Genomic DNA, 24,777 nt, shown 5'->3' on the forward strand with positions numbered 1-24,777 from the left:
TATTCAGCGCCTGAAGCGCCGCAATCAGAAGGAGGCGGCCCATTTTAACGGACCGCCCCAGGGCAAAAGTGCCGGCCGACGCTCTCCCCCGTTTTCCGCTTCTACATCCTGGGGCTACGACTTTCTCAACCTTTTCGACAGGGTGTGCGTGACGACACCCCCACATCGGGGGGAATTGGGCCTTGCCGACCCGTTATTTCCACGGATCGAATCGGTCACCTCGCCTTGAGAATCCGTCCGCGCGCCACCGTCACGAGCCGACAGCGCGCCGGAATTCGGATTTGGAGAGATGAGGATGGAAGGCAGCAAGGGCGGTAGCAGTACGAAGCAATGGACCATCGCAATCATGGTGGCGGCAGCAAGCACGCTGGCCGCCTGCGGCGGTGGAGGCGGTGGCGGTAGCTCGGGGGCCACCCCCGCCGCCACGCAGGCCTCCCCTGCCAGCATCAATCTGACTGCCGCCTGCAGCGGCTCCAACTGCGGTGCATTGGGCAATACCTACGCTGGCTCCGGCGTAGGCGTCTGGCAGGCCACCAACACGGGCGGCTCGGCCGGCACCGTGAATGTGTCGATTGCCGGGCTCACGGGCCAGAACGTCACACTCATCTACACCAACCAGGGTGCGGCTGCGCAGCCGATGCCGTCGGTGTCGCTCTCGAGCGCCGGCCTGCTTGGCCTCGGCGGTGGTACGGGCGGCACGACCACCAGCACCACGCCCACCACGGGTGCCTCCGGCAATCTGACCACGGCCTCTGTTAAGAACGACGCGATCAACGCGGCATTCGACCGCCAGATCTCCGACTTCAACGCGCACGCGCTGGACGGCTATGCCACCGGTTCGGGCCCGCTCAAGACGCAGGGCGCTACCAATGACACCGTGCTGCGCCCGCAGTCGGTTGCCCCCGTCGGCACCCAGCGCACCTGGAATCACCAGCAGCCGGACGGCACCGCCACCGTGCGCACGGCCACGCTGCAGCAGCAAGCCACCGCCACCGACGGCCGCATCGTCAACTTGTGGGTGGAAAACACGGAATACGGCAGCAGCAAGATTTCCGACAGCATCATCAGCACGCTGATCACCAAGTTTGCCTCGGGCACGCAGTCGGTCTATACGCTGGCCACCTCGATCGTCGGCCAGCCTTGGGGCAGCTACTCCAGCTCGGCCAGCCTGATCGATCCGAACCAGGCGCTCGACATCGTGGTGCTGAACATCCAGCCTGACGGCCAGCCCTATGGCCGCGTGGGCTATTTCTGGGCGCGCAACAATTTCACGACCAGCTCGCAGCCGCTGTCGAACCAGTCACTGTCGCTTTATGTGGATTCGGAAACCATCTACCTGGGCGGCACCGATGGGTTGAACACCGTCATCTCCACACTGGGCCACGAGTTCACGCACATGGCCAACTTCTATCAGCGCGGCGTGCTGAACGGCTCGCAGTACATGTACGGCACGTGGCTGGAAGAAATGACGGCCATGACGATGGAAGACGTGCTCTCCAGCCAGATCGACCCGAGCTTCAACAACGTGCGCGACAGCCGCTTCCCGGCCTGGCTGCAAAGCGCATATGACTGCTCGCTGACGGCGTTCGATCCGTCGCTCACGTCGTCGTGCCCGGGGTATCCGATCTCGGGCAGCCTGGGCGGCTTCCTGCTGCGCCAGTACGGCGTGGCGTACTACAGGAATCTGCTGCAGAACTTCTCGTCCACAGATTCGGCCACGGTACTCAGCAGCGCCATCCAGGCCGGCGGCGGTACGGGCCTGGGCGATGCACTCGGCCGTTGGGGCACGGCGGTGGCACTGCTGCCGGTGCCGGGCAGCCCGGCAGGTTTTGCGTATCCGGCGCGTTCAGACAGCGGCTTCGCGATCCCGGCCGTCAATGGCCAGAACTACAGCAGCCAGCGCGCGATGCCGAGCACCGTACCGGCCACGCTGCAAGGTTTCGGCCAGTTCCCGGTGGCGCGCGGTTTCAAGACCGGCACGTATAGCGAGACGATCACGGTGCCAGCCAATTCGACGGTGTCGATCATCGCGAACTAAGCGCGCTGGGCGGTGCCTGCTGGCGCCGCCACCTCCCCCGCGATGCCGGCGCTCAGCCGGCGCATCGCGGCGGAAATCGGCGCGATGATCGGTACGTCAAATCGTTGCGCCAGACGCACGGCGACTTGCCCCAACGGCCCGCCGCCGATGATCACCGCTTGCGCGCCCTCCTCAAGACAGGCGCGCACGGCATCACTTAGCGCTTCCTCCAGCGCACCCGCATCTGCTGTCAGCCCACGCGGTTCGCCAGGCGTGAGCTGCACACCGGTATAGAGCGTACCGAGCCCCAGCTCGTGCGCCTTGGCATCAATCGCGGCCACCAGATCGGGCGTGACCGTGGCCACGCCAAAGCGGCGCCCACCCTCTGACGCTTCCAGCATCGATGCTTCGCAAATGCCCACCACGGGTGTTGGGTGGCATGCCTTGCGAATGCGCACAACGCCGGGGTCTCCAAATGCGCTGATGACCACGCCTGCATACGGCGCACGCACACTGCGCCATGTGTGTTCGACCTCGTCCGCTGCAGCCGCCAGTTCGCGCTCGTTCACGATCATGGATGGCCCTTGCGCGGCCGTGGCGCCGATCACCGTGTAACCGGCCGGCGCCGTGCCCTGTGCAATGCGCACCATCATCTCGGTGGTGGCTTCAGAAGAATTCGGGTTGATCAGAAGAATGTTGGGCATGTTGATACGGTAGGGAATCCAGGTCAGGCAGCGTCGGGCTTGGTTGCCGCCGCAACCGGCGGTGCCTCAGACGGCAAGGGCTCGGCATCGGGAGACTGGCCGTAGGTTTCCGGCACGCTCTGCACGCTCACGATAAAGAGCACGTACATCGCCGCCACCATGCCGAACACGCCCGAGATGCCCCAGTGCTCCAGCAGGCGACCCGCCGCCAGCGGCATGAACGCGCCACCCACCGTGCCCGTGGCAAGAATGAAGGCGGTGCCGAACGCGCGCACCCGCGTCGGATACTGCTCCGGCGCAAAGATCCAGATGGTTGTATTCAGCAGTAGCACAAAGAACTGGAAGATCGCGCCCGCCGCCAGGATCATCACGATGTTGTGGGCGAGAAAACCGATGGTCAGCGCCATGACGCAAGCGCAGATCGCCCCGATCGTCAGCACGCGCTTGCGCGGAAAGCTGAAGCCCAGCAGCGACGCCGCAATCGCACCGAGCAGGCTGCCGCCCTGCATGACCATGGTGAACATCAGGCTCTTGGACACCGTATAGCCCAGCGTGACCAGAATGGTCGGCATGAGCGTGAGCACCGAGATCTGCGCGCCATACGCCATCCAGATCGTGATGCACAGCGGAATGGTGCGTTTGGCCAGGGCACCGCGAAAGATGTCGGTGCTGCGTACCTTCACCTTGGCAGCGACAGCGGCTGCACGACCGTCGTCTGCCAGGAACGTGCGCGTCGGCACATCCTTGAGCGTCAGGGCTCCGGCGGCGAGGCGCGACAACACAGCGTTGGCCTCTTTGATGCGGCCTTGTGCCACCAGAAAACGCGGCGTCTCCGGAATGAATCGACGGTAGAACGCGCCAAGCAACGCCGGCACCATCAACGCGACAAACAGCCAGCGCCATGCGTTATCGCCCGGAAACAGCGTGAAGATCATCAGCCCGAATGCTGGCGCCAGAAAGTTGCCAAGCCCGCCCGCTCCCACATTGACGAGCCCCACGGCCGTGCCGCGAAACTTGTTCGAACAGAACTCGGCCAGCATGGTGACGGCAATCGCGATCTCCCCACCCAGCCCGAGGCCGACCACCGCACGGCCGACAGCCATCATGCCAAGCCCAGATGCACAGGCACAGATGCCTGCACCCAGCGTGAACAGCAGCAGATCGACCGAAAGCATCACGCGGCGCCCGTAGCGGTCTGCAATTGCGCCAGAACCGATGCGCCCGATGGCGGCAAAGGCAAAGGTGATGGTGTTGAGCAGGCCAATGTCGGTGGGCGTCAAGCCCCACTGCTCTTTCAGCAGCGGCCCGACAATGCCGACCGCATTCTGCTCGAACGCATCGAACAGGCACCCCATGAGGATCAGCCAGATGATCGTGTGATGTGCGCGGGTCACGCCGATCTGCTCCAGCGCGTTGTCGAGTTCAGCAACGCGCGGGGAATCGGGTCCGGAAGACAGTGCGGGGCCAGCCATGAAGACTCCTGCATCAAAGCGGTGAAAGACGGGTTTCAACGGTTTGATATCAGGATTTCATTTATCGCTTTATGATGAAATAAGTATTTCACCTTAGGGTGTGACTTGAGCGGCAGCTTTCAGGGCAAGCAATGTCTGGGGAGGTCTCCGGCCGGACGCGTCAGAGTTCGCCAAAAGCCTCGTGGGCCAGTTCGATGGCGGCAAGGCGCTTGCGCCCCGCGGTGCCGCAGGCCTCGATCACCTGCGTCGCGATGATGTTGCACAGCGCAAGTACGCTTGCATGCTCATCGAGCATGCCCGGCCCACGGCAGTCGCATTGCAATGACCACGTGGCATCGGCGCAGTCGGGCGAGCTGCGGTCGCTGATGAACAGGAGCTTGGCACGCGCACGTACGGCGCCTTGAATCACGGCGCGCATCTGCGGAGACTGCCGGCGTGTGCCGAACACGATCACGCAGTCATTGCGGCCCAGACCGGCCATATGCTCGCCAAGGGTCTCGCCCGCGCCAGGAATTGCCGTCACACGCGACACCACCTGGATGAGCTGCCAGCGCAGATAAACCGCAAAGCCATGACTGGCGCGACTGCCGAAGATCAGCACGTGGCCTGCGCCAGCGATGGCCTTGGCGATTTCCGCCAGTTCACGCCCATCGAGGCGAGCAAACGTTGCCGCCAGGTTTGCCTGCGCCTGCTGAAAATGCACGGCGACGGGATCGCTCGCCTGCGCGCCATGCGCCGTGTCCTGAAAGAGCGGCGACCCGCTCGCGCGTTCTTCGCGCACGTGGCGGCGTGCCGCCTCGTAGTTCTCATAGCCAATCCGCCGGATAAAGCGGCTGACCGTGGCAGGCGATACGCCGGCCAGGTTGGCGAGTTCGTTGCCCGCGTAGCTGGCGAGTTCCCCCGGAAACTCCAGGAGAAAATCAGCCAACTGGCGCTCCGTTGCGGGCAGCGACTCAAGCTGGGCGCGAACGCGATGAACGAAGGATTCGGATGAAATCGGCATGCCGCATTCTAGCCAGTTATGAAACCAGCATTGCAAGCATGAAGGAGGAAAGCAGACTGGGCGAAGTTGCCCCGGTGCAAACCGCGCCCACGTACGGGCGCCGTCCGCAACACACTACTTGTTGATCGCAGCCGAAAGAATCCGGCCGTTGCGTGCATCCAACCGCACGTCGAAGACATGGCCGGCCTTGAGCACCGTCACGTCGTAGACCAAGCCAGATGCCGTCCGCTCAAGCCCAGCCCGGATCGCCTTGCCGTGCAGGTAGTTTTCCGCCTTGGCCACGGCGGCGGCCAGCGGCCCGTTGCCAAGCGTTGCGCGGATGGCCGGCCCACCCGGGCGGCGGGCGATGACGAGGGCCGCAACGGCCATCAGAACCGCCAGCGTTAGGAAGGTGAGCGTATGACGTCGGCGCATGCCGTGTCTTGGAAAAGTGGAGAGGCTCGAAGACTAGACGGTTGGACTTAGCGAGCGCTGAGAGCAGGCAGCCCGCGCCGGGGTGAGGCGCTTGCGCCACCTTGCCAAGATCACACGCGGTAAAGGGCGTCGCCAGAATCGCTGAACACGGGCTGGCCACATGCCAATCGAGGGGCTGAGGAGATAATGGACATCTCCTGGATTTGCTGCCGATTCCCATGCCTTCTGTGCCCTTGTCGTCGCGTATCAGTCCCCTTTTTTCGCTCATGCCCTTCTTGCGCCCGTATGCGCGGCGCTGGGCAGTCGCGTTCCTCGCGCTGGTGACGTCGGCCGGCGCAACACTGGCACTGCCGGTGGCCTTCAAGTTTCTGATCGACCGCGGATTTGCCAGCGGTGAGCGATCGCACATCGACCGCTACTTCGTCGCCCTGTTCCTCCTCTCGCTGGTCCTCGCCGGCGCCACGGCGCTGCGGTTCTATTGCGTCTCGTGGCTGGGGGAGCGCGTCACGGCCGATCTGCGGCGCGCCGTCTATCGGCACATCGTCGGCTTGAGCCCGGAGTTTTTCGAGACAACGCAAACGGGCGAGGTGCTGTCACGGCTCACCACTGATACGACGCTGATCCAGACCGTGGTGGGGACCAGCCTGTCACTGGGATTGCGCAACGCGTTGCTGACGGTCGGCGGCGTGGTAATGCTGGTGGTGACGAGCCCGGTGCTATCGGGCTACATCATCGCCACGCTAATTGTGGTGGTTGCGCCCATCGTCATCTTTGGGCGCCGTGTGCGGCGGCTCTCGCGTGATAGCCAGGACAAGGTTGCAAGCGCCAGCGCGCTGGCGGGCGAAGTGCTCAATGCCATGCCGACGGTGCAGTCGTACACGCAGGAAGGGCACGAGTCCAAGCGTTTCGGCGCCGCCGTGGAAACGGCATTTGATACCGCGCTCACGCGCATCCGGGCGCGCGCCCAGTTGACCGCAGTGGTCATCATCTTCGTGTTCGCCGCAATCGTGTTTGTGCTCTGGCTGGGCGCGAAAGCGGTGCTGGCCGGGCAAATGACGGCCGGGCAGCTGTCCCAGTTCATTCTCTACGCGGTGTTCACCGCGGGTGCCGTCGGTGCGGTAGCGGAAGTGTGGGGCGACCTGCAGCGTGCCGCCGGTGCCGCTGAGCGGCTGCTGCAACTGCTGGCGACGCGCTCGCCCATTGCGGAGCCTGACACGCCCATCGCGCTGCCTGCGCATGCCGAGGGCATCCGCTTCGAGAACGTCACCTTCTCTTATCCGTCGCGTCCGGGTACCGCTGCGCTCGCTCAGTTCACCCTCGACGTTGCCCCCGGCGAGCACGTTGCGCTGGTGGGCCCTTCCGGTGCGGGCAAGACCACGCTGTTCCAACTGCTCCTGCGCTTCTACGAGCCACAGTCCGGCAACATCCTGATCAGCGGCGTCCCAACGCGGCAGGTCTCGCTTGCCGAGCTGCGACACGCCATTGGCGTCGTGCTACAGGAATCGGTGATCTTCTCGGGGAGCGTGCTCGACAACATCCGCTACGGCACGCCGGAGGCGACGCTTGCACAGGTGCAGCGCGCCGCAGAGATGGCCGCTGCTGCCGACTTCATCAACGCGCTGCCGCAAGGCTACGACACAGTGTTGGGCGAGCGCGGTGTGAGGCTGTCGGGCGGACAACGCCAACGGATCGCCATCGCACGCGCCATCCTCAAAGACCCGCCCATCCTGCTCCTGGACGAGGCCACCAGTGCACTCGATGCCGCGAGCGAACGGCTGGTGCAAACCGCCTTGAACAATGCCGCACGAAACCGAACCACGCTGGTGATCGCACACCGCCTTGCCACCGTGCAGCAAGCTGATCGGATCGTTGTGCTTGAACAAGGCCGCATCGTTGCGCAGGGCCGTCACGCCGAACTATTGCAGAGTTCGCCGCTGTATGCGCGTCTCGCGGCGCTGCAGTTTGGTACGCATTCCATGGAGACCGAGGACGAGCGTAGGTAGCGCACGCGCCCATGACCGCGGAGGATTGGGCGAGCAGTACAAAGCCGGCAATTCAGCCCCAAGCGTTCCTTCGAAGCGCCAAAGAAAAAGGCGCCGCCGGCATTCAGCCTGCGGCGCCCTTGCGTAGCACTGCGACGTCAACCACCCGCCGCAGCCCGACTGCGTGCTTACATCTGCACGGTGTCGGCCACTTCCTTGAAGTCTTCGATCTGATCGAAGTTCATGTACTGGTAGATCTTGTCGCCGTTGGCGTTCAGCACGCCCATGTCGGCCATGTACTCCTCCTTGGTCGGGATCTTGCCCAAGCGCGAGCAGATCGCCGCCAGTTCTGCCGAGCCGAGGTACACGTTCGTGTTCTTGCCCAGACGGTTCGGGAAGTTACGCGTCGACGTCGACATGACCGTCGCACCTTCGCGCACCTGAGCCTGGTTACCCATGCACAGCGAGCAGCCCGGCATTTCGGTTCGCGCACCGGCCGTGCCGAACACACCGTAGTGGCCTTCTTCGGTCAGTTGCTTCTGGTCCATCTTGGTCGGCGGCGCAACCCACAGCTTGACCGGAATATCACGCTTGCCTTCCAGCAGCTTCGACGCGGCACGGAAGTGGCCGATGTTGGTCATGCACGAGCCGATGAACACTTCGTCGATCGTCGCGCCGGCCACGTCGGACAGCGTCTTCACGTCGTCCGGATCGTTCGGGCAGGCCACGATCGGCTCGTGGATGTCGGCCAGGTCGATCTCGATGACGGCAGCGTATTCAGCGTCGGCATCCGGTTGCAGCAGTTGCGGGTCGGCCAGCCACTGCTCCATCGCCTTGATACGGCGCTGCAGGCTGCGCGGGTCTTGGTAGCCCTGCGCGATCATCCACTTGAGCAGCGTGATGTTGCTGTTCAGGTATTCGATGATCGGTTCCTTGTTCAGGTGCACCGAGCAACCAGCAGCCGAACGCTCGGCGGATGCATCCGACAGCTCGAACGCTTGCTCGACCTTCAGGTCAGGCAGGCCTTCGATTTCGAGAATGCGGCCCGAGAAGATGTTCTTCTTGCCTTGCTTGGCAACCGTCAGCATGCCCTGCTTGATCGCATACAGCGGAATCGCGTTGACGAGGTCACGCAGCGTGACGCCAGGCTGCATCTTGCCCTTGAAGCGGACCAGCACCGATTCCGGCATGTCCAGCGGCATCGTGCCGGTGGCAGCCGCAAAGGCGACCAGGCCCGAGCCTGCCGGGAAGCTGATGCCGATCGGGAAGCGCGTGTGCGAGTCGCCGCCGGTGCCAACGGTGTCGGGCAGCAGCATGCGGTTCAGCCACGAGTGGATCACGCCGTCGCCCGGGCGCAGCGCGATGCCGCCACGGTTGCTGATGAAGTTCGGCAGCGTCTGGTGCGTCTTCACGTCCACCGGCTTCGGATACGCGGCCGTGTGACAGAACGACTGCATCACCAGGTCAGCCGAGAAGCCCAGGCACGCCAGGTCCTTCAGTTCATCACGGGTCATCGGGCCCGTGGTGTCTTGCGAGCCGACCGAGGTCATCTTCGGTTCGCAGTACGAGCCCGGGCGCACCCCCTGGCCTTCCGGCAGACCGCAGGCGCGGCCGACCATCTTCTGTGCGAGCGAGAAGCCCTTGCCGCTGTTCGCGGGCTGATGCGGCAGGCGGAACAGCGTCGACGGGGCGAGGCCCAGCGCTTCGCGTGCCTTTGCGGTCAGGCCGCGGCCGATGATCAGCGGAATGCGGCCGCCGGCGCGCACTTCGTCAAACAGCACGTCGGACTTGACCTGGAACTCAGCGATCACTGCGCCGTTCTTCAGCGCCTTGCCTTCGTACGGGCGCAGTTCAACCACGTCGCCCATTTCCATCTGCGACACGTCGAGTTCGATCGGCAGCGCGCCGGCGTCTTCCATCGTGTTGTAGAAGATCGGGGCGATCTTGCCGCCCAGGCACACGCCGCCGAAGCGCTTGTTCGGGACGAACGGGATGTCTTCGCCGGTGAACCACAGCACCGAGTTGGTGGCCGACTTGCGCGAGGAACCGGTGCCGACCACGTCGCCCACGTAGGCGACCAGGTGGCCCTTTTCCTTCAGCGATTCGATGAACTTGACCGGGCCGCGCTTGCCGTCTTCTTCCGGCGTGATGCCGGGGCGCGCATTCTTCAGCATCGCCAGTGCGTGCATCGGGATGTCAGGGCGGGTGGTGGCGTCCGGCGCCGGCGACAGGTCGTCGGTGTTGGTTTCGCCCGTCACCTTGAAGACGGTGATGGTCAGGCTTTCCGGCACTTCCGGACGGCTCGTGAACCATTCGGCATCGGCCCAGCTTTGCAGCACAGCCTTGGCGTGCACGTTGCCCTTGTCGGCGAGTTCCTTCACGTCGTGGAACTGGTCGAACATCAGCAGGGTTTTCTTCAGCGCGTCGGCGGCCACGGCAGCGACGGCGTCATCAGACAGCAGTTCGATCAGCGGCTGGATGTTGTAGCCGCCCAGCATCGTGCCGAGCAGTTCAGTGGCGCGGGCACGCGAGATCAGCGGGCAGGCGGTCTCGCCCTTGGCCACGGCGGCCAGGAAGCCGGCCTTCACGCGGGCGGCTTCGTCCACGCCTGCGGGCACGCGGTGGGTAATCAGGTCGACGAGCGTCTGCTCTTCGCCGGCGGGCGGGTTGGTCAGCAGTTCGACCAGTTCAGCGGTCTGCTGAGCCGTCAGCGGCAGGGGAGGAATACCGAGCGCGGCGCGAGCGGCCACGTGAGCGCGAAAGTTTTCAAGCATGGGGAGACCTGCTGAGATGACGTTACAGGGGAAGACTTTTCTGGCACCCCGAGGCTGCTCCGGGCGCGGCTTGGGCGCGATTCTAATCGCAATACCCCTACATGGTCAAATGTCTTATATCTTATATAAGAGTCGAGGAAATGCGCGGCCCGCTACACGCCGAATCGGAGCCATATAGGGTGGTTTGGCGGGGAAACGCTCTTCTTAGGTGTTGTACCCGCCGCTTGCCCCGGTTGAACCGTCACATCTCAGGCGAAATGGCCGCCATGTATGCAAACTCGCACAACCTGACGCCGTCAGAGTTTGGATCGATGGGGCATAATTTGGGCCGTTTTTGAACCGGTTCTGAATACCCGCTTCGCTATGCCTTACGTCGTCACCGAGTCTTGCATCCAGTGCAAGTACACCGACTGCGTGGCCGTCTGCCCGATGGACTGCTTCCACGCTGGCCCCAACTTCCTGGTGATTGATCCGGATGAGTGCATCGACTGCTCGATCTGTGTGCCGGAGTGCCCGGTCGGGGCGATCTACCCCGCGGCCGAAGTCCCGGCAGATCAGCAGGACTTCATTGCGTTGAATGCGCAGCTTTCGCGCCGTGCGGATTGGCCGCGCCTGACCAAGGTGCAGCCCCCGCTGGCCGATCACGCCCACTGGGCGCAAATCAAAGACAAGCGCGATGCATTGCGCATCGCGCCCGAGTCACCACCGTCAACCTGATAAAAAAACGCCACGTGCAGCACGTGGCGTCAGGTCAATCGGCCTTAATCGACCTTAGATGGACATCACCGCGTTGACGAACCAGCCGCGATACCGGTAACCCGGCTTGGCCATGTCGTCACTGAACTTGGTGAAGTTGTAGCCCACGCCCAGACGTACATGCTTGGCGACATCGTAGTCGACGCTACCCAGCCAGCCTTGCCGCGTACCGCCGTCGGTTGCCCGCAGCACACGGTACTCGCCCATCACGCTCAAGCCGCCGTAGACGTATCGCCGCACCTGCCCTGCCACCATCGTCGCGCGGTTGCTGTACCAATCGCCGCTGCCGCGATCCAGGCGTGCCTCACCGGTTCGGGTGGCCAGCTTGGCGGCAAATTCCCAGTTGGCATCCAGGCGATAGATGCCTTCCAGTGACCAGATGGAGGAGCGCTGATCGGGCAACAGGCCAGCGCCCGAGCTGCCGTCCACCTGCCCGGCCGAGGCCAGGTTGTACAGATAGGTGTACTTGCCGATCACCGTCCATCGCACGCTGTTCCACGGCCGCCAGGCGAAGCCGAGGCTTGCTTCGGTGAAGCGGGCATCGTTGAGCGGCTGATTGGCGTCGCTGGTGGTGGACCAGTTGAAGCGTCCGCCCAGGCGCAATGACTCGTTGATCTCGTAGCCAAGGCGGTTGGCCGCGACCCACTGCCGGCGCTGTTCGGCGCCATCGTCGCTGCGGTACTCCAGCTTGCTGGCCCAGGTGGTTCCGGGTTGGGTCAGGCCCACGTTCACGCTGGCGGCCTGCCGGTGCACCTTGCCCGCGCCGCTGACGGCATCCAGCTCGGCCTGCTGCAGGCTGAAGCCCGTCGTCCACCCACGTGCCGGATAGAAATCCATGCCGAACGTGTGACCGATCCCGGTATTGGGCCCGCTCTTCAGGCTCTGAGTTTCGTTGTAGAGATTGGTCGTGTTGGAGATGCGCCAGCGCTGGCCAAGCGTGATGCTGCTGGGCGCCTGCGACAGCAGCGGCGACTGGTCGTACACCCCCGTGGAGTCGATCAGGCGCGTGTAGTTACCGTACAGCGAGTGATCCGGGGTCATCCGGTATTCGCCCGTGAGCTTGGCTGCGTTGCCGCGGTTACCGGCCGTATATTCAGCACCTGCTGACGACTGGTTGGCGAACTGGTACTTCGCGCCCACGGTGGCCGCGTCGTTGCGCGGGTAGGCGCCGCCGTCGTCATCGAGCGTCACCTGCCCGGTGCCGTACACGTCGAGCGTGCCGATCAGGCGCCGGGTGTAGCCCAACGCTGCCAGCGTGCCGGTGCCGCGGGCTCCCTGGTAGGTCTCGGTGACGCGGCGGATCTCTGCGATCAGGTCGGAGTGCTCCGCCAGGCGCCAGTCGATCTGGGCCTGCGCTTGCTCCAGGGCGTCCGTTCCACGCTCAGCTTTGCTGTAACGGCCCGCGATCCGGATGTCTTCGCGCAACTGGCCTGCGTATTCGAAGCCGTACTCGCGAACGGGAAGGCCGAGATCGGCACGCGCGACGGAATACCCTGAGCTCACGTCACGCCACCAGGCGCCGACCGTCCAATCCTGCTTCGTCCACCCCAGCTCACGCAGGTTTGCTCGCCCTTCCACTGCTGTCGCATCGCCGCTGCGGTTGCCCTGTGTTTGCGGGTTGGTCCGCACAAAGCTCAAGCCACCGTTGTCGGAGTAGAAGATCGGCGCCATCGCAGCCTGCGTCTGCGAGTGCTCGACCTTGAGGTAGGTCCCGCGCCCGGCCTGCAGCGTCGCGTCCACACCCTTCATGGTGTACGCCTGGTCTGTTCGCCCTTCGTTCACGTAGGTGCCGCCCACGGCAAGGTGCTCGCCAAACCAGTGCTTGGCGCGTAGCCCGCCCGTGACGTTGTTGCTGTCGAACCCGCTTGGCACGTACTCGTAGTCCGCCAGCAGATGGTTTTCGTATCCGCCGGTGGGCCGGTCACGGAACAGGGTGTTGGTGTTCTGGTCCGCAATCTGGGACAGCGGCTTCGTCAACATGACGCGCCCCTGCATCTCGTTGATGTCGTAGTCGATGCCACGCACCAGCGAGACGCGATTCACCACGCTACCCGTGGAAGGGTCACGCACCTCCAGCACGAGCTGATCCGAACCCGGAAGCAGATCGGTATGGCGCAGGTAATACAAGCTGCCGCCGGTGCCGAGGAATTCCGAATGCCCCGCTACCGTTTGCGCCTGCGAGGCGAAGACCTTCACCTGCGTGGTCGGGTCGCCCAGCGGCGTGCTGGACCGGCTGCGCCAATCGACCGCCGCGCCGTACAGGCTACGCACGTACTGCGCATACTGCGTGCCCGTGAAGCCGGTCTGGTAGTTGCCCCACAGCGCCTGGCTCTTGTCCCAATCGACCCGCAGATACAGCTTGCCCTGCGTATCGATGTCGCGGTACGTGGTGGAATCGTCGCCGTACACCGGGTAGTACATGTTCGGGTCCAGGCGACGAAACACGTCGCGCGGGTCCGCCTTGAACAGCCCGTCAAAGAGGTTGCCGACATTGCGCTCAGTCGTATCGGCCTGGGCGGTGAACAGGTAGCGCCCGTCCACCTTGCCCTTTGTGTAGAAGGCCAACCGCCCTTCATCGAGGAAGCCGTTGCGATAGCGGTCGTCCACGGTCAGGCCCGATGCGCCATCACCGCTGATCGTGCTCTTGGACATCGTCAGATCGGCAATGGCAACGACAAACAGGTAGTTCTCGCGCACGTTGATGTCCAGCGGATAGCTGGTTTCATCTCCACCCGGGCCCTTCACGCTGACGGCAAACCGGTGCATGCCGGTCGGGAGCAGATACTCCGCCACGAACTTGCCCCGCTGATCCACCGGCACGGTCTGGCCGTCGATGGTCAGCGCATAGCCATCGGGCACGTTCTGCCCGAATACGCGCACCCTTGAGCCGCGAATGATGATGTTCTGCTGGCGCAGCGCGTTGTTGCCGAACGTACTGTCCAGCAGTGCACGCGATTCCAGCTCGCTGGCGCTCAACGCACGCAGCGGGCCGCTGGCGTTCTGGTGCATCTGGTCAAGAATGCGCTGCCGGTCTGCCGGAGACACCAGCAGCAGGCTGCGCGGATAGGTCTCGTCCACACTGCCATCCGCCGCCGTGGCACGCAGGATGTAGGTGAGCCGGTCTCCAGGGCGCACACGCGTGCCATCAGGCAGGCTGCCGTCCCACGTTGCCTGGACCACACCGCCGGGCGGAATATCCACCGTGGCCAGTGGCGTCACCAGGTCCGTATCTTCGGCCCGGTAGATGCTGATCTGCATCCGCTTGATGAAGGCTGCGTAGTTGCTATAGACCTGCAGCTTCACCGGCTCGACGATACGGCCGTTCTCGACCGCCGCCTCAGACCCAGCCTGCACGCTCAGCACGGGCGTGGTCTGTGCAGGGTCTTCCGTCGCCCAGACCATGCCGCCGTTGGGCAGGTCAATGCTGAAATGGGTGGCCACGGCTTCTTGTCCGACAACCGCGGGCTGTTTGTCGGCAGACGGCGTCTGTGCCGAGGCGGGCATCCCAAAGCCCACGAAAAGGATGCCGGCAATGGCAGCATCCAGCGTTTTGAGTCGCATGGTCTTGGTGGCCTTCGAGCGGGGTCGGGACAGGATTCGGGAGGTGAGGCGCGCGTTCATTGCTGCCCCTCCTTGCCACCATTGCCACGTACTGCTGCGCCATCTTGGGCCGGCGTTGCGGTCGGCAACTTGACGCCAAAGTCGAAGCGCGCCGGCACACCCTGCGTGATCCGCTTGACCAGCGGATTGGCCGTGGTGAACTCGCTGCGGGGTGGCAGCGTTGCCGGGTCCACCTTCATGATGAAGTTGCGCCCGCGAGCGATGTTCGCCACGTCGATGCCTTCCAGGTGGTATCGGCCGTAGGCATCCGTCTCGATGATGTTGCCCTCGACCGTCGCGATGCGAACACCAGGAATACCGCGCTCTTCAAGACCGCTGTTGACGATGATGTAGTCCACGCGCAGCGTGCCGCCATCTTCCTTCGTGACCTGGCGCTCAACGCTCAGGGCTTGGGACGAGAGCTGCTTCGCCACATCGCCAGTAGGCGTGCTTTCATTGCGGCCATCGGCATGCATGCGAACGTGGCTGCCCTCCGCCGTCGTCAGCGTGAAGTCGTCGGTAAAGGCGGCTTCGCGCAGGCGCTGCGAAATCACGATGCGATGCTTGTTCACCGGCTGCGCTGCACTCAGGCGGCCAGACAGGCTGCCCAGCGAAATGCCATGCAGCAGCGGCGCACTGGCGTCGGGCTCAGGGCGCGGGCCGTCGCCGCGGTCCACGGTTGTGGAGCCGGGCACGTACGCGTCCGGGGTGAAGCCGCCCTGCACGCGCAAGCCGGTTGCAGCGGCGGTGGCTTGCCAGCCGTCACCATTGCGGTCATCGAACACGGTGCCGAATACGCGGGTCTCCTCAAACAGCGGGTCCGCGTCACGGCGCACGGTTGCCTGTGCCTGGTTACTGACACGCATGCCGTTGAGCTGCATCAGCGCGGTGTTGATGTACTCACCACGTGCCGAGGCACCAGGCCCCACACGCAGCATGTAGACCACCGTCATCGATGCGCCAGGCGAGAGCGCGATGCCCTCGATCCGGATCGGGCTGGTACCGGCCAGACGGCCGCTGCCCCCTGTCACCGTGAGCGAGTTGGCGATCAGGCTGAAGCCCACCGGCGGCGTATCCACCAGAACCGCGCCCTGGATGTTGGTCTTGCTGGGGTTCTGCACCGTCAGCGTGTAGCGCACGACATCACCGACATTCACTTTCTGCGGTGCTGCCTGCTTGTTCACACGCAACAGCGCGTCGTCGCTCACTGCAAAGCGGATCACGGCGTCGCTGCAGTTCGTCGGGCTCGTCCGGTCGCAAATGCGATAGCGCAGGGTGTAGCTGCCGCTGGGCGTGCCCGGCGGCAGCATCACGGTACCGTCCGGACGAATCGACATGCCAGGCAAGCCACCGTTGTCCAGCAACGTCACGTTGATGTTGCTCGGGTTGGTGATCGGCTTGCCGCCCTGGGTGTCGTTGCCCAGGACGATCCCAATCGGGCCGCCGGTCGCGCCGTTCACGGGCGTCTGGCGATAGTCGTCATCGGTCGCCTGCAGCGGCTGCGATGCCACCGTCACGGAAATGTTTGCCGTGGCGCAGTTGGCCGGGTTCAGCTTCTCGCAGATCTGGTAGCCGATCGTGTACGTGCCTGCCGGCGTGCCCGGGGCCACCGACACCAGGCCGGTATTCGGGTCCAGACTCACCTTCGGGTTCGTCGACGGCGTGGTCACGCTCACGTTGACCGTGCCCGGCGTCGCCTTCGTACCGTTGAGTGTGTCGTTATCCAGCACGTTGCCAACCTGCGGGTTGCCGCCCGAGCCGTCGACACCGGTGTAGCTGTCGTTGCCCGCTGCGATCTTGCCCGCCGCCACCGTGACCGAGGCGGTCGCGTTGGCGCAGTTGGCCGGGTTCAGCTTCTCGCAGATCTGGTAGCCGATGGTGTACGTGCCCGCCGGCGTGCCCGGCGCGACCGACACTTGGCCGGTAGTCGGATCCAGCGTCACCTTGGGGTTGCTCGACGGCGAGGTCACGCTCATGTTGACCGTGCCCGGAGTCGCCTTGGCGCCGTTGAGCGTGTCGTTGTCCAGCACGTTGCCCACGCTGCCGTTGCCGGCGTTGCCGGCGTTGCCGTCAACGCCGGTGTAGGTATCGTTGTTTGCAACGATCTTGCCTGGCACCACCGTCACGGTTTCCGTGGCGTTTGCGCAGTTGGTCGGGTTCAGCTTCTCGCAGATCTGATAGCCGATCGTGTACGTGCCCGCCGGCGTGCCCGGTGCGACCGACACTTGGCCGGTGGTCGGGTCCAGGCTCACCTTCGGGTTGCTCGACGGCGTCGTCACGGTCACGTTGACGGTGCCTGGCGTCACCTTCGTGCCGTTGAGCGTGTCGTTATCCAGCGCATTGCCAACGTTGCTGTTGCCCGCGTTGCCGTCAATGCCGGTGTAGGTGTCGTTGCCAGCAACGATCTTGCCCGGCGCCACCGTCACCGTGGCGGTGGTGTTCGCACAGTTGGTCGGGTTCAGCTTCTCGCAGATCTGGTAGCCGATCGTGTACGTGCCCGCCGGCGTGCCCGGGGCCACCGACACCAGACCGGTGTTCGGGTCCAAGGTCACCTTCGGGTTGCTCGACGGCGAGGTCACGCTCACGTTGACCGTGCCCGGCGTCGCCTTTGCACCGTTGAGCGTGTCGTTGTCCAACACGTTGCCAACGCTGCTGTTGCCCGCGTTGCCATCGATACCGGTGTAGCTGTCGCTGCCCGCCGTAATCGGACCCGTTACCACCGTGACCGAGGCCGTCGCGTTTGCGCAGTTGGTCGGGTTCAGCTTCTCGCAGATTTGGTAACCGATCGTGTATGTGCCTGCCGGCGTGCCCGGGGCCACCGACACCAGGCCCGTCGTCGGGTCCAGGCTCACCTTCGGATTGCTCGACGGCGAGGTCACGCTCACATTGACCGTGCCCGGCGTCGCCTTCGTACCGTTGAGCGTGTCGTTGTCCAGCACGTTGCCGACCTGCGGGTTGCCGGTGGCGCCGTTCGTGCCCGTATAGGTGTCATTGGTGGCAATGATCTTGCCCGGCGCCACTGTCACCGAGGCCGTCGCGTTTGCGCAGTTGGTCGGGTTCAGCTTCTCGCAGATCTGGTAGCCGATCGTGTACGTGCCCGCCGGCGTGCCCGGCGCCACCGACACCAGACCGGTGGTCGGATCGAGGCTCACCTTTGGATTGCTCGACGGCGTGGTCACGCTCACATTGACCGTGCTTGTTGTCGCCTTGGCGCCATTGAGCGTGTCGTTGTCCAACACATTGCCAACGCTGCCGTTGCCCGCGGTGCCATCGATGCCCGTGTAGGTATCGTTGCTTGCGGCGATAGGCGCAGCCCCCACCACAATGGTGGCCGTTGCCGAGGCGCAATTGGTTGGGTGCACGGCATCGCATACCGTGTACGGGATCTTGTAAGTGCCAGCAGGCGTGCTGGGCTTGACCGTGATCGTGCCGTCCGGGTTGAGCGTGAAGCCGCCCGACGACGGCGTGGGCGTTGTGGTGCCCCAGGTCAACGTCACGTTGCCCTTGGAGGTTCCGCTGGTCGGCCCCACGGTGCTGCCCAGGGTGTCGTTGACAAGCACGCTGCCAAGCGAGCCACCTGCCGCGCCGCTGGGCACGGAATAGTTGTCGTTGGTAGCCGTGATCTTCGGGTCGCCAATCGGGGTATCCACAACACCGGTCGACGTGACGGGGCTACCTCCGCCCAAGGGCGTGCCAGTGACCGTCGCGACGTTGTGGATCGGCACACCAGCGTCCACGTCAGCCTGCGTCACCGTGTAGGTAAAGCTGCCGCAATTGGCAGAGGCACCCGGGTTGATCGTCGTCGGTGTACAGGCCAATGCGGTGCCGCCAGCCTTCGGGTCAGACACGGTCAAACCATTCAGCACGATGCTGCCGCTGTTGACGGCAGTGATGCTGTAGCCGATGGTTTCACCCACATCCGCCTTGCCGTTGCCGTTGGTGTCATTGAGCGTGGCAGTCTTCGTGACCGACATGCCGGGCGTGCCCTGCACGGTGGTCGATACGGTCGCGCTGTTGTTGCCCGTTGAGGGTTCCGCAACCGTGGTATCGGTGGCGGCCAGTTGCACAGTCGCGGTGTTGCTGATGTTTCCAGCCGCGCCAGGGGCATTCACATTGATGGTGATCTGCACGCTGCTGCCGGCCGGCAGGCTCTGCACGGCGCCGGTAATCACGTACCCGGCTGCATCGGTGCCTGTGACGCTAGTGCCCAATGCTCCGCAGATCGCGCCGCCAGTCGGATTGCCGCAACTCACATTGCTGGCGGTGACACCCACGATGCCCTGAGGCATGGTGTCCTTGAAGGTGGCGCCAGTGGCTGGGTAGGCACCGGTGTTGGCGATGGTCAGCGTGTAGGTCATCGGCTGACCAGCCTGAACGTTTGCGGGCGCGGTCTTGGTCACGCTCAGATCCACCACACGCGGGATGTTCGTGAGCGTGCAATCCACCCGGTCGGCCAGTTGCAGCAGGTTCAGCGTCGGTGGATTGGCCGGATCGAACGTGCCGCTGGGCAGCACCGTGCTCGAACCCGCATTGCCGTTGGTACAGGCAATCGTTCTGTCGTACTGCGCCAGCGTGTAGCGGCTGCCCGGCGCCATCTGCTCGATCAGAGTGAGCACGTTGCCCGGCATCACAGCCTGGCCGCTGATGTACGGATAGGTGCCGGTACCGGTGCCCGATGTGGAGGTGTTGATGACCTCGCTACCCTTGGCATTAAGAACGCGGTAGGTAAATTGATCCGATGGGTCCAGCCGGCCGCTCGGCAGCGCCTTGCGCAGTCGCACCCCGCCCCAACGCACGCCAAACGCCATGCCTTGCAGGCTGGAGCTGTTGGTGTGGACTTGCCCCATCACGGTAAACGGGGAGCCGGTGCGCGTGGTAGAGAACACTGCGGCGTTGGCGGTGCCGGATTTGCCCACCAGCCGCTGACAGTCGGGCATGCCATCGCAAGCCGACGGCGGTGAGGCAGAACCTCCTGGCGGGCCATAGCTGAGGTTGTTGCTCGCCGATGCGCCCAGCCACTCCACCAGATGGAGCGCGCTCCCCCCGGACACCACCCCGAAATCCAGGTTTTCGCCGGTGTTCGTGCTCTCGCCATCCGCCAGCACCATTTCGAAGCTGTTGGTCGCTTCCTGGCCCGCCGGGTTGTAGATGTGGATGTCCTGCAGCGTGACCGTGGTGTGGTTCGCGACGCTGCCGTTGTTGGTATAGAGCGCGGCCTTGTTCGGCGTGTAGATGGTGTAGTAGCCGCTGGTGCCGCTGAACTGGGACCCCGTCCAGGATGGCGCCTGCACACCGCTCAAGCCCGAACTCGTCCCGATGTTGCTCACGACCGCCGTCAGGGTCATGGTCGAGCCATCCGGCAGATCAAACGTGAGCGGCGTTGAGCCGTTCGTGGTCAGCGATACGCCGTCGAGCTGCAGCCAGCAGATCTCATCGACATGGACCCCCTTCGAGTTCGGATCGGCCATGCGGCAAAGGTTGTTGGCAAATGCCGGCGATGCCAGCAACCACGCCAACGATGCCAGTAAGAGCAACCCGCAACGCTTCCACCAGGCACGTCGAAAAGCGCTGTGCCGGCGATACCCCCCACCCTGATATTCCATCTTTGGAACGCCCCGTTATCAACAAACGACCGCCCGTCATGCGTAACCGTTTGATTTAAATACTTCGCTGCATACCCGGCGTCGCCGCCAAATGAAATGGCAGCGACAAGAAAGGACAAAACAGGTAGAAACAAAAGGGGAACAGCAGGGTGATGTCTATAAAATGAACGAGCGAATGCTGCCCGCACGATAAAATCGCGCTTGCAAATACCGCCTTCAGATTTAGAACCGCGTTATGAGCGGATTTCGTGACAACGCAGACAGGCCTGCCCGTATGCGCGCAGCAATGCCTGCCATTGAGCGCAGACCAAGCGCCCTGACACGAAGTACCCTCTCATTTTGACCCGCTATGAAGGACTGGCGGCAGTTCTCGGCGATGGCCACACCCCGCCGCTCGCCAACCGCACCAACCCTGGACCGACTCCCGAACCCTTAAAATGCAGTAGCTCAAGCCGGCTACAGCCAATTTCCCCTACAACCCGCAACGTCGCTTCTGTCTGTTCCTGCGCATCTTCCCGAAAGACACTGAGAATCTTTGCAGCCAGCCGATTTTTTTACTGCGCTATTTGCTTCGACTGTTGTACGTCACGCCAGCAGGCCGCACCGGACGGGTTTATGCAACAACACCGTACGACGCCACGCTGACATGGCGCGCAATATTACCAATTAAGGAGCAATTAAGAACAAATTCCCCTCATCGAACATTTCAAACAATTGTAAACAACGCAGTCTGAGTGTTTTTGAAAAGCAGAGATCAATTCCGAGGAGGCACAAAAAATCCCGCCTAAAAATAGACGCTGTGCATTTTGGGAGCATCCGGGTAGGCGTGGTTTTTGATTGGCGGAAAAATACTTTGCCCGAGCGGATGGATCTTCAAAGTTCCCACAAGATCGGATGTCTGGCGAGGTCACCGCTAGACAAGGACGGTGCGCGCGAACCGGAGATGCATCAATAGAGAGTCCGCTGGACTCCTGCCCGCGCAAAGAGCGCGCCTCGCGCGCGCGGCTGATGTGTTTAGCCACAACCGTGAGAAGGTTATTGGCACAGTCATGGCGGCGTTCACCCTGTCCGGCGTCCTGTGTGCGGGGTCTGGGATCAGTTCAAGCGGTTGCGCTGTATACCGGACAACGTTCTCTCCGTAGCGGCATCGCGTTTCGCCAACCGCGCGCAACCTCCCTTTATGTCACAGATGTCCGCTTATACTTGCGCGAAACCATGGCGCATGCGCGGACCACGATGCCCCACGGTTTGGCCCCCTTCTCCGCTTGCTCGTCGTCATGCCATCTCGCCCGTCATATTCGACGTCGCTTCGTGCCGCCCCGGATCTCGCCGGCGCGCACATCCTTGTCGCAGATGATTGCCCCAACGAGCTTCAACTACTGATCGAGATTTTGCGTGTTGCCCGTTGCCGGATCAGTGTTGCATTCGATGGCATCCAGGCTTATCACCGGGCACAGGCAGTGGCCCCCGACCTGATCCTGATGGATGTGCGCATGCCCCGCATGGATGGCTTTGCCTCGTGCCGGTTGCTCACTGCAACGCCTTCAACACAGGCCATTCCGATCATTATGCTGACGGCAGCGACGGATCTCCATGACCGACTCGAAGGGCTCGAAATCGGTGCGATTGACTATATCGTCAAGCCATTTGAACCCGCAGAGGTCATCGCGCGCATCCGGAATCACCTGAAGAAGGCGCTCAACAGTCGTTCCGAACACTACCTGCCCGCGCTCCCCGACACTCCGGATGCGTCCTTGGTACGCGCAGCCAGCCAGCTTCTGCTGCGTGACGTGCGCAACCCGCCCACCGTCGAAGATCTAGCCAAGCAGGTGGGTACCCACGAAAAGCGCCTGTCTCGGGTATTCCGCGACCATCTCGGAAAGACCGTCTTCGAATATTTGCGCGACACGCGGCTGCAAATGGCGCAGCGTTTTCTCGCTAGAACATCGATGGGTACCGGAGAGATCGCTGAAGAGATCGGTTTTTCCAGCGCCGCCAATTTTGCAACTGCGTTTCGCGACCGCTTCGGCACCACGCCATCTGCCTGGAAGCGGCAGCACCGCGAAGTCGACACCACCGATCCCATTCAGGTCCCGAACACCGATGCGTGAACGATGCAAAGCATGTGCAGTGTTGTATCGCGCTGCGCTGTGCTTCCTGCTGCTTGCGTGCATGCCCCTTCCGGCAGCTTGGGCCGCCACTGCCGAAAGCCCAGCGCTGCTGGAGGATGTATCGATATTCGAAGACGCCACGGCCGCGATGCCGCTCGAAGCGATCGTTGCCCTGCCCAAGAGTGATCGTGGTGGCTTTGTACCGGCCACAAAGGCGCGGCTGAATCCTGGATTCTCGCGGTCTGCCTGGTGGGTCCGCCTCACGCTGGTCAATCACGACAATGTCGAGCGCCCAATCGTGCTGGCGCTGCGCGACGCACGTGTTGATCGGGCGGACTTCTATAGCCCGCGGAGCGGCCACTGGGCACAGGATGCCGTATTCCCGACCGCCAGCACCGACGCGAATCAGGCGCAGCCCCGGTACCCGGTACTCAACATGACCCTGCATCCAGGCGAGAAGATCCCGGTCATGGTGCGGGTCACCTCCCGCAAGACGTTGCAACTGGAGCCCATGGCCTTTGCTCAGGAGGCATGGCACGCAAGGGAGATTCGCGCCGCCTTGTGGAACTTTGGATTCCTTGGCGGCCTGCTGGCATTGACGTGGGCTGCCTTGCTGATCGGATTCTTTTCTCGCAGTAGCGCGTTCTATCTGTTGGCAGGCCTGTCCCTGAATACCGCCTTATATGAGGCATCCATTCGCGGCTATACCCGTGCCTATCTGTGGCCGCATGCGCCCGAATGGTCAGCGCGTAGCGAAATACTGTTTGTGTATCTTGCCATCGCGCTCTTCATTGCGTTCATTCTGAAGATTGCTCGCGGTGAAAACGTCAGGATGCCGGTGCAGGTCATCTACGTGGTGATACTGTGCCTTGAGTGCATCGGCATGGTCGGCGCCGCGTTCGGCGATCTCCTTGTCTTTACGCGGTTCTGCCTGCAACTGAGCGTCGCACTCGGCATCTTCAATGTCTGCATTGCGCTGTTACTTGCCAAACGCGGCACCCCAACCGGCCGTCTGTTGCTGGTAACGGTCTGCTTTGCTCTCTTCAATATCCTGATACGGGCTATCGAAGCGCTCGATGCGCTACCTTCGGCGATGTCATGGCTCAAGTCTGACATTTACCCCAATCCCGTCATTGCGATCATCGGCCTTGCCACGCATCTCGTGGTTCTGGCAGCCTGGATCAACCATGTGGGCCGTCAGCGCACAGAAGCAAGGCAGCGGCTGGAACATTGGCAGCTCACGGAACAGGATCGGCTGCGGGACGAAGTCGCGAAACGGACGGTCGCGCTGAACGAAGCGCTGGACCAAGCGCAAACCAGCATGCAGCAGAAGATTGAAACCCTGGGGTATGTCAGCCACGACTTGCGCGCACCGTTGTCTACGATCAACGGGTACGCGAAACTCCTGCTCGATAGCGCGACACAGAGTCAGGCCAAGCTGATCCAATCCATCGACCGAAGCATCCGCTACCAACTGACGCTCATTGACGAGCTGCTGGAATATACGAAGGCCGAACTGCAGCCACTCGGCGTTGCTCCCAGCCCCGTGGACTTGCCAGACCTTCTGGATGACATCGCCGGCTATGCCATCGCACTTTGCGCACAACAGAACAACCAGTTCATTTATCGGCCGTTGACGCCGCTGCCGAAAACGTTGGAGATCGACGGAATCCGTCTCCAGCAAGTCTTGCTCAACCTTCTATCCAACGCGTCGAAGTTCACACACAACGGCGTCGTAACGCTATCCATAGAGGCACACCAGCAGGCCGACGGCTATCGTGTCAGCCTTGAGGTTGCCGACACAGGCATCGGGATCGACGTCGCGAAGAAAACCGACATTTTCGGCGCCTACCAACAAGTCCAGGCAATCAACGGAGGGACTGGACTCGGTCTGTTTATCGCACAGCGCATCGTCAAAGCCATGCGCGGCGAACTGCTTGTCTCCAGCAGACCCGGCGTTGGAACATCGTTCGCTTTCGAAATCACCGCGCCGGCCCTTGGACATGCTCTGATCGATGTGGACGATCTCCCTCGCCCAACACAGCCCAAGACCGAACCCGCACGCCCCCGTACGCCAACGCTCCGGCCTCCAGCCCAGGACCTTGATGAACTTGCCCAGTTCGCCAGAAACGGCCGCCTGACGGACGTGGAAGACTGGATCAGCAGATTTGCGAATGTCCCCGGCTATGCCAGCTTTCTCGGCGAAGTCCAAAAATGCGTCGATGCCCTGGATTTTGCAGCGATAGAAGCGCTGCTTGCCTCGACAAAAGACCAGGCTGATCTGACCTCTGTTGATCTGGACCGAATCCTGACCTACCGGGTGTAGGCCAATCAACCACGT

The 24,777-nt window shown here is 63.1% G+C and carries 12 protein-coding genes; 5 read left to right on the forward strand and 7 right to left on the reverse strand.

Going from position 1 to position 24,777, the window contains the following annotated elements:
• The first annotated feature begins 295 nt into the window (after nt 1–295).
• Nucleotides 296–2,038 carry a M30 family zinc metallopeptidase gene (locus PI87_RS24600; protein ID WP_052321744.1) on the forward strand — a complete coding sequence of 581 codons (1,743 nt, stop codon included), beginning with the start codon at nt 296–298 and terminating at the stop codon, nt 2,036–2,038.
• Here the strand turns inward: PI87_RS24600 and PI87_RS24605 are convergent.
• From PI87_RS24605 to PI87_RS24620, 4 genes are all read right to left on the reverse strand, one after another.
• Nucleotides 2,035–2,721, reverse strand: coding sequence for an aspartate/glutamate racemase family protein (locus PI87_RS24605; protein WP_039600349.1), 687 nt, complete (start codon nt 2,719–2,721; stop codon nt 2,035–2,037). The two genes, PI87_RS24600 and PI87_RS24605, sit on opposite strands and share 4 nt — an antisense overlap.
• Before the next feature lie 23 nt (nt 2,722–2,744).
• The gene (locus PI87_RS24610) at nt 2,745–4,193 is read right to left on the reverse strand and encodes an MFS transporter (protein WP_039600350.1); all 1,449 of its coding nucleotides are present in this window, start codon (nt 4,191–4,193) and stop codon (nt 2,745–2,747) included.
• Nucleotides 4,194–4,353: 160 nt separating this feature from the next.
• Nucleotides 4,354–5,196 carry a MurR/RpiR family transcriptional regulator gene (locus PI87_RS24615; protein ID WP_039600351.1) on the reverse strand — a complete coding sequence of 281 codons (843 nt, stop codon included), beginning with the start codon at nt 5,194–5,196 and terminating at the stop codon, nt 4,354–4,356.
• 114 nt (nt 5,197–5,310) lie between these two features.
• Complete coding sequence (locus PI87_RS24620) at nt 5,311–5,610, reverse strand: PepSY domain-containing protein (RefSeq protein WP_157003232.1); 300 nt, start codon at nt 5,608–5,610, stop codon at nt 5,311–5,313.
• Between the two features lie 218 nt (nt 5,611–5,828).
• Here PI87_RS24620 and PI87_RS24625 point away from each other — a divergent pair, with 218 nt between their 5' ends.
• Nucleotides 5,829–7,613, forward strand: a complete 1,785-nt coding sequence (locus PI87_RS24625; RefSeq protein ID WP_039600352.1) for an ABC transporter transmembrane domain-containing protein — start codon at nt 5,829–5,831, stop codon at nt 7,611–7,613.
• A gap of 167 nt (nt 7,614–7,780) precedes the next feature.
• Here PI87_RS24625 and acnB read toward each other — a convergent pair whose 3' ends face one another.
• Nucleotides 7,781–10,366: a bifunctional aconitate hydratase 2/2-methylisocitrate dehydratase gene (gene acnB, locus PI87_RS24630; RefSeq protein WP_039600353.1), complete on the reverse strand. Its 2,586-nt coding sequence runs from the start codon at nt 10,364–10,366 to the stop codon at nt 7,781–7,783.
• 363 nt (nt 10,367–10,729) lie between these two features.
• Here acnB and fdxA point away from each other — a divergent pair, with 363 nt between their 5' ends.
• Nucleotides 10,730–11,083, forward strand: a complete 354-nt coding sequence (fdxA, locus tag PI87_RS24635) for a ferredoxin FdxA (RefSeq protein ID WP_039600354.1) — start codon at nt 10,730–10,732, stop codon at nt 11,081–11,083.
• 54 nt (nt 11,084–11,137) lie between these two features.
• Here fdxA and PI87_RS24640 read toward each other — a convergent pair whose 3' ends face one another.
• Entirely contained in the window at nt 11,138–14,743 is a 3,606-nt protein-coding gene (locus PI87_RS24640; protein WP_052321746.1) for a hypothetical protein, read from the reverse strand.
• Entirely contained in the window at nt 14,740–20,190 is a 5,451-nt protein-coding gene (locus tag PI87_RS28255) for a DUF7507 domain-containing protein (RefSeq protein WP_157003233.1), read from the reverse strand. The genes PI87_RS24640 and PI87_RS28255 overlap by 4 nt, the downstream gene beginning before the upstream one ends.
• 1,412 nt (nt 20,191–21,602) lie before the next feature.
• On the opposite strand from PI87_RS28255, the gene PI87_RS24650 reads away from it, so the two are divergent.
• Both PI87_RS24650 and PI87_RS24655 read left to right on the forward strand, forming a co-directional pair.
• Entirely contained in the window at nt 21,603–22,436 is an 834-nt protein-coding gene (locus PI87_RS24650) for a response regulator transcription factor (RefSeq protein ID WP_052321748.1), read from the forward strand.
• Nucleotides 22,429–24,762, forward strand: coding sequence for a sensor histidine kinase (locus PI87_RS24655; protein ID WP_052321749.1), 2,334 nt, complete (start codon nt 22,429–22,431; stop codon nt 24,760–24,762). Before PI87_RS24650 ends, PI87_RS24655 begins: the two co-directional genes overlap by 8 nt.
• Nucleotides 24,763–24,777 lie beyond the last annotated feature (15 nt).

The organism is Ralstonia sp. A12, from assembly GCF_000801955.1.
In the GTDB taxonomy this organism is placed as follows: Bacteria; Pseudomonadota; Gammaproteobacteria; order Burkholderiales; family Burkholderiaceae; genus Ralstonia.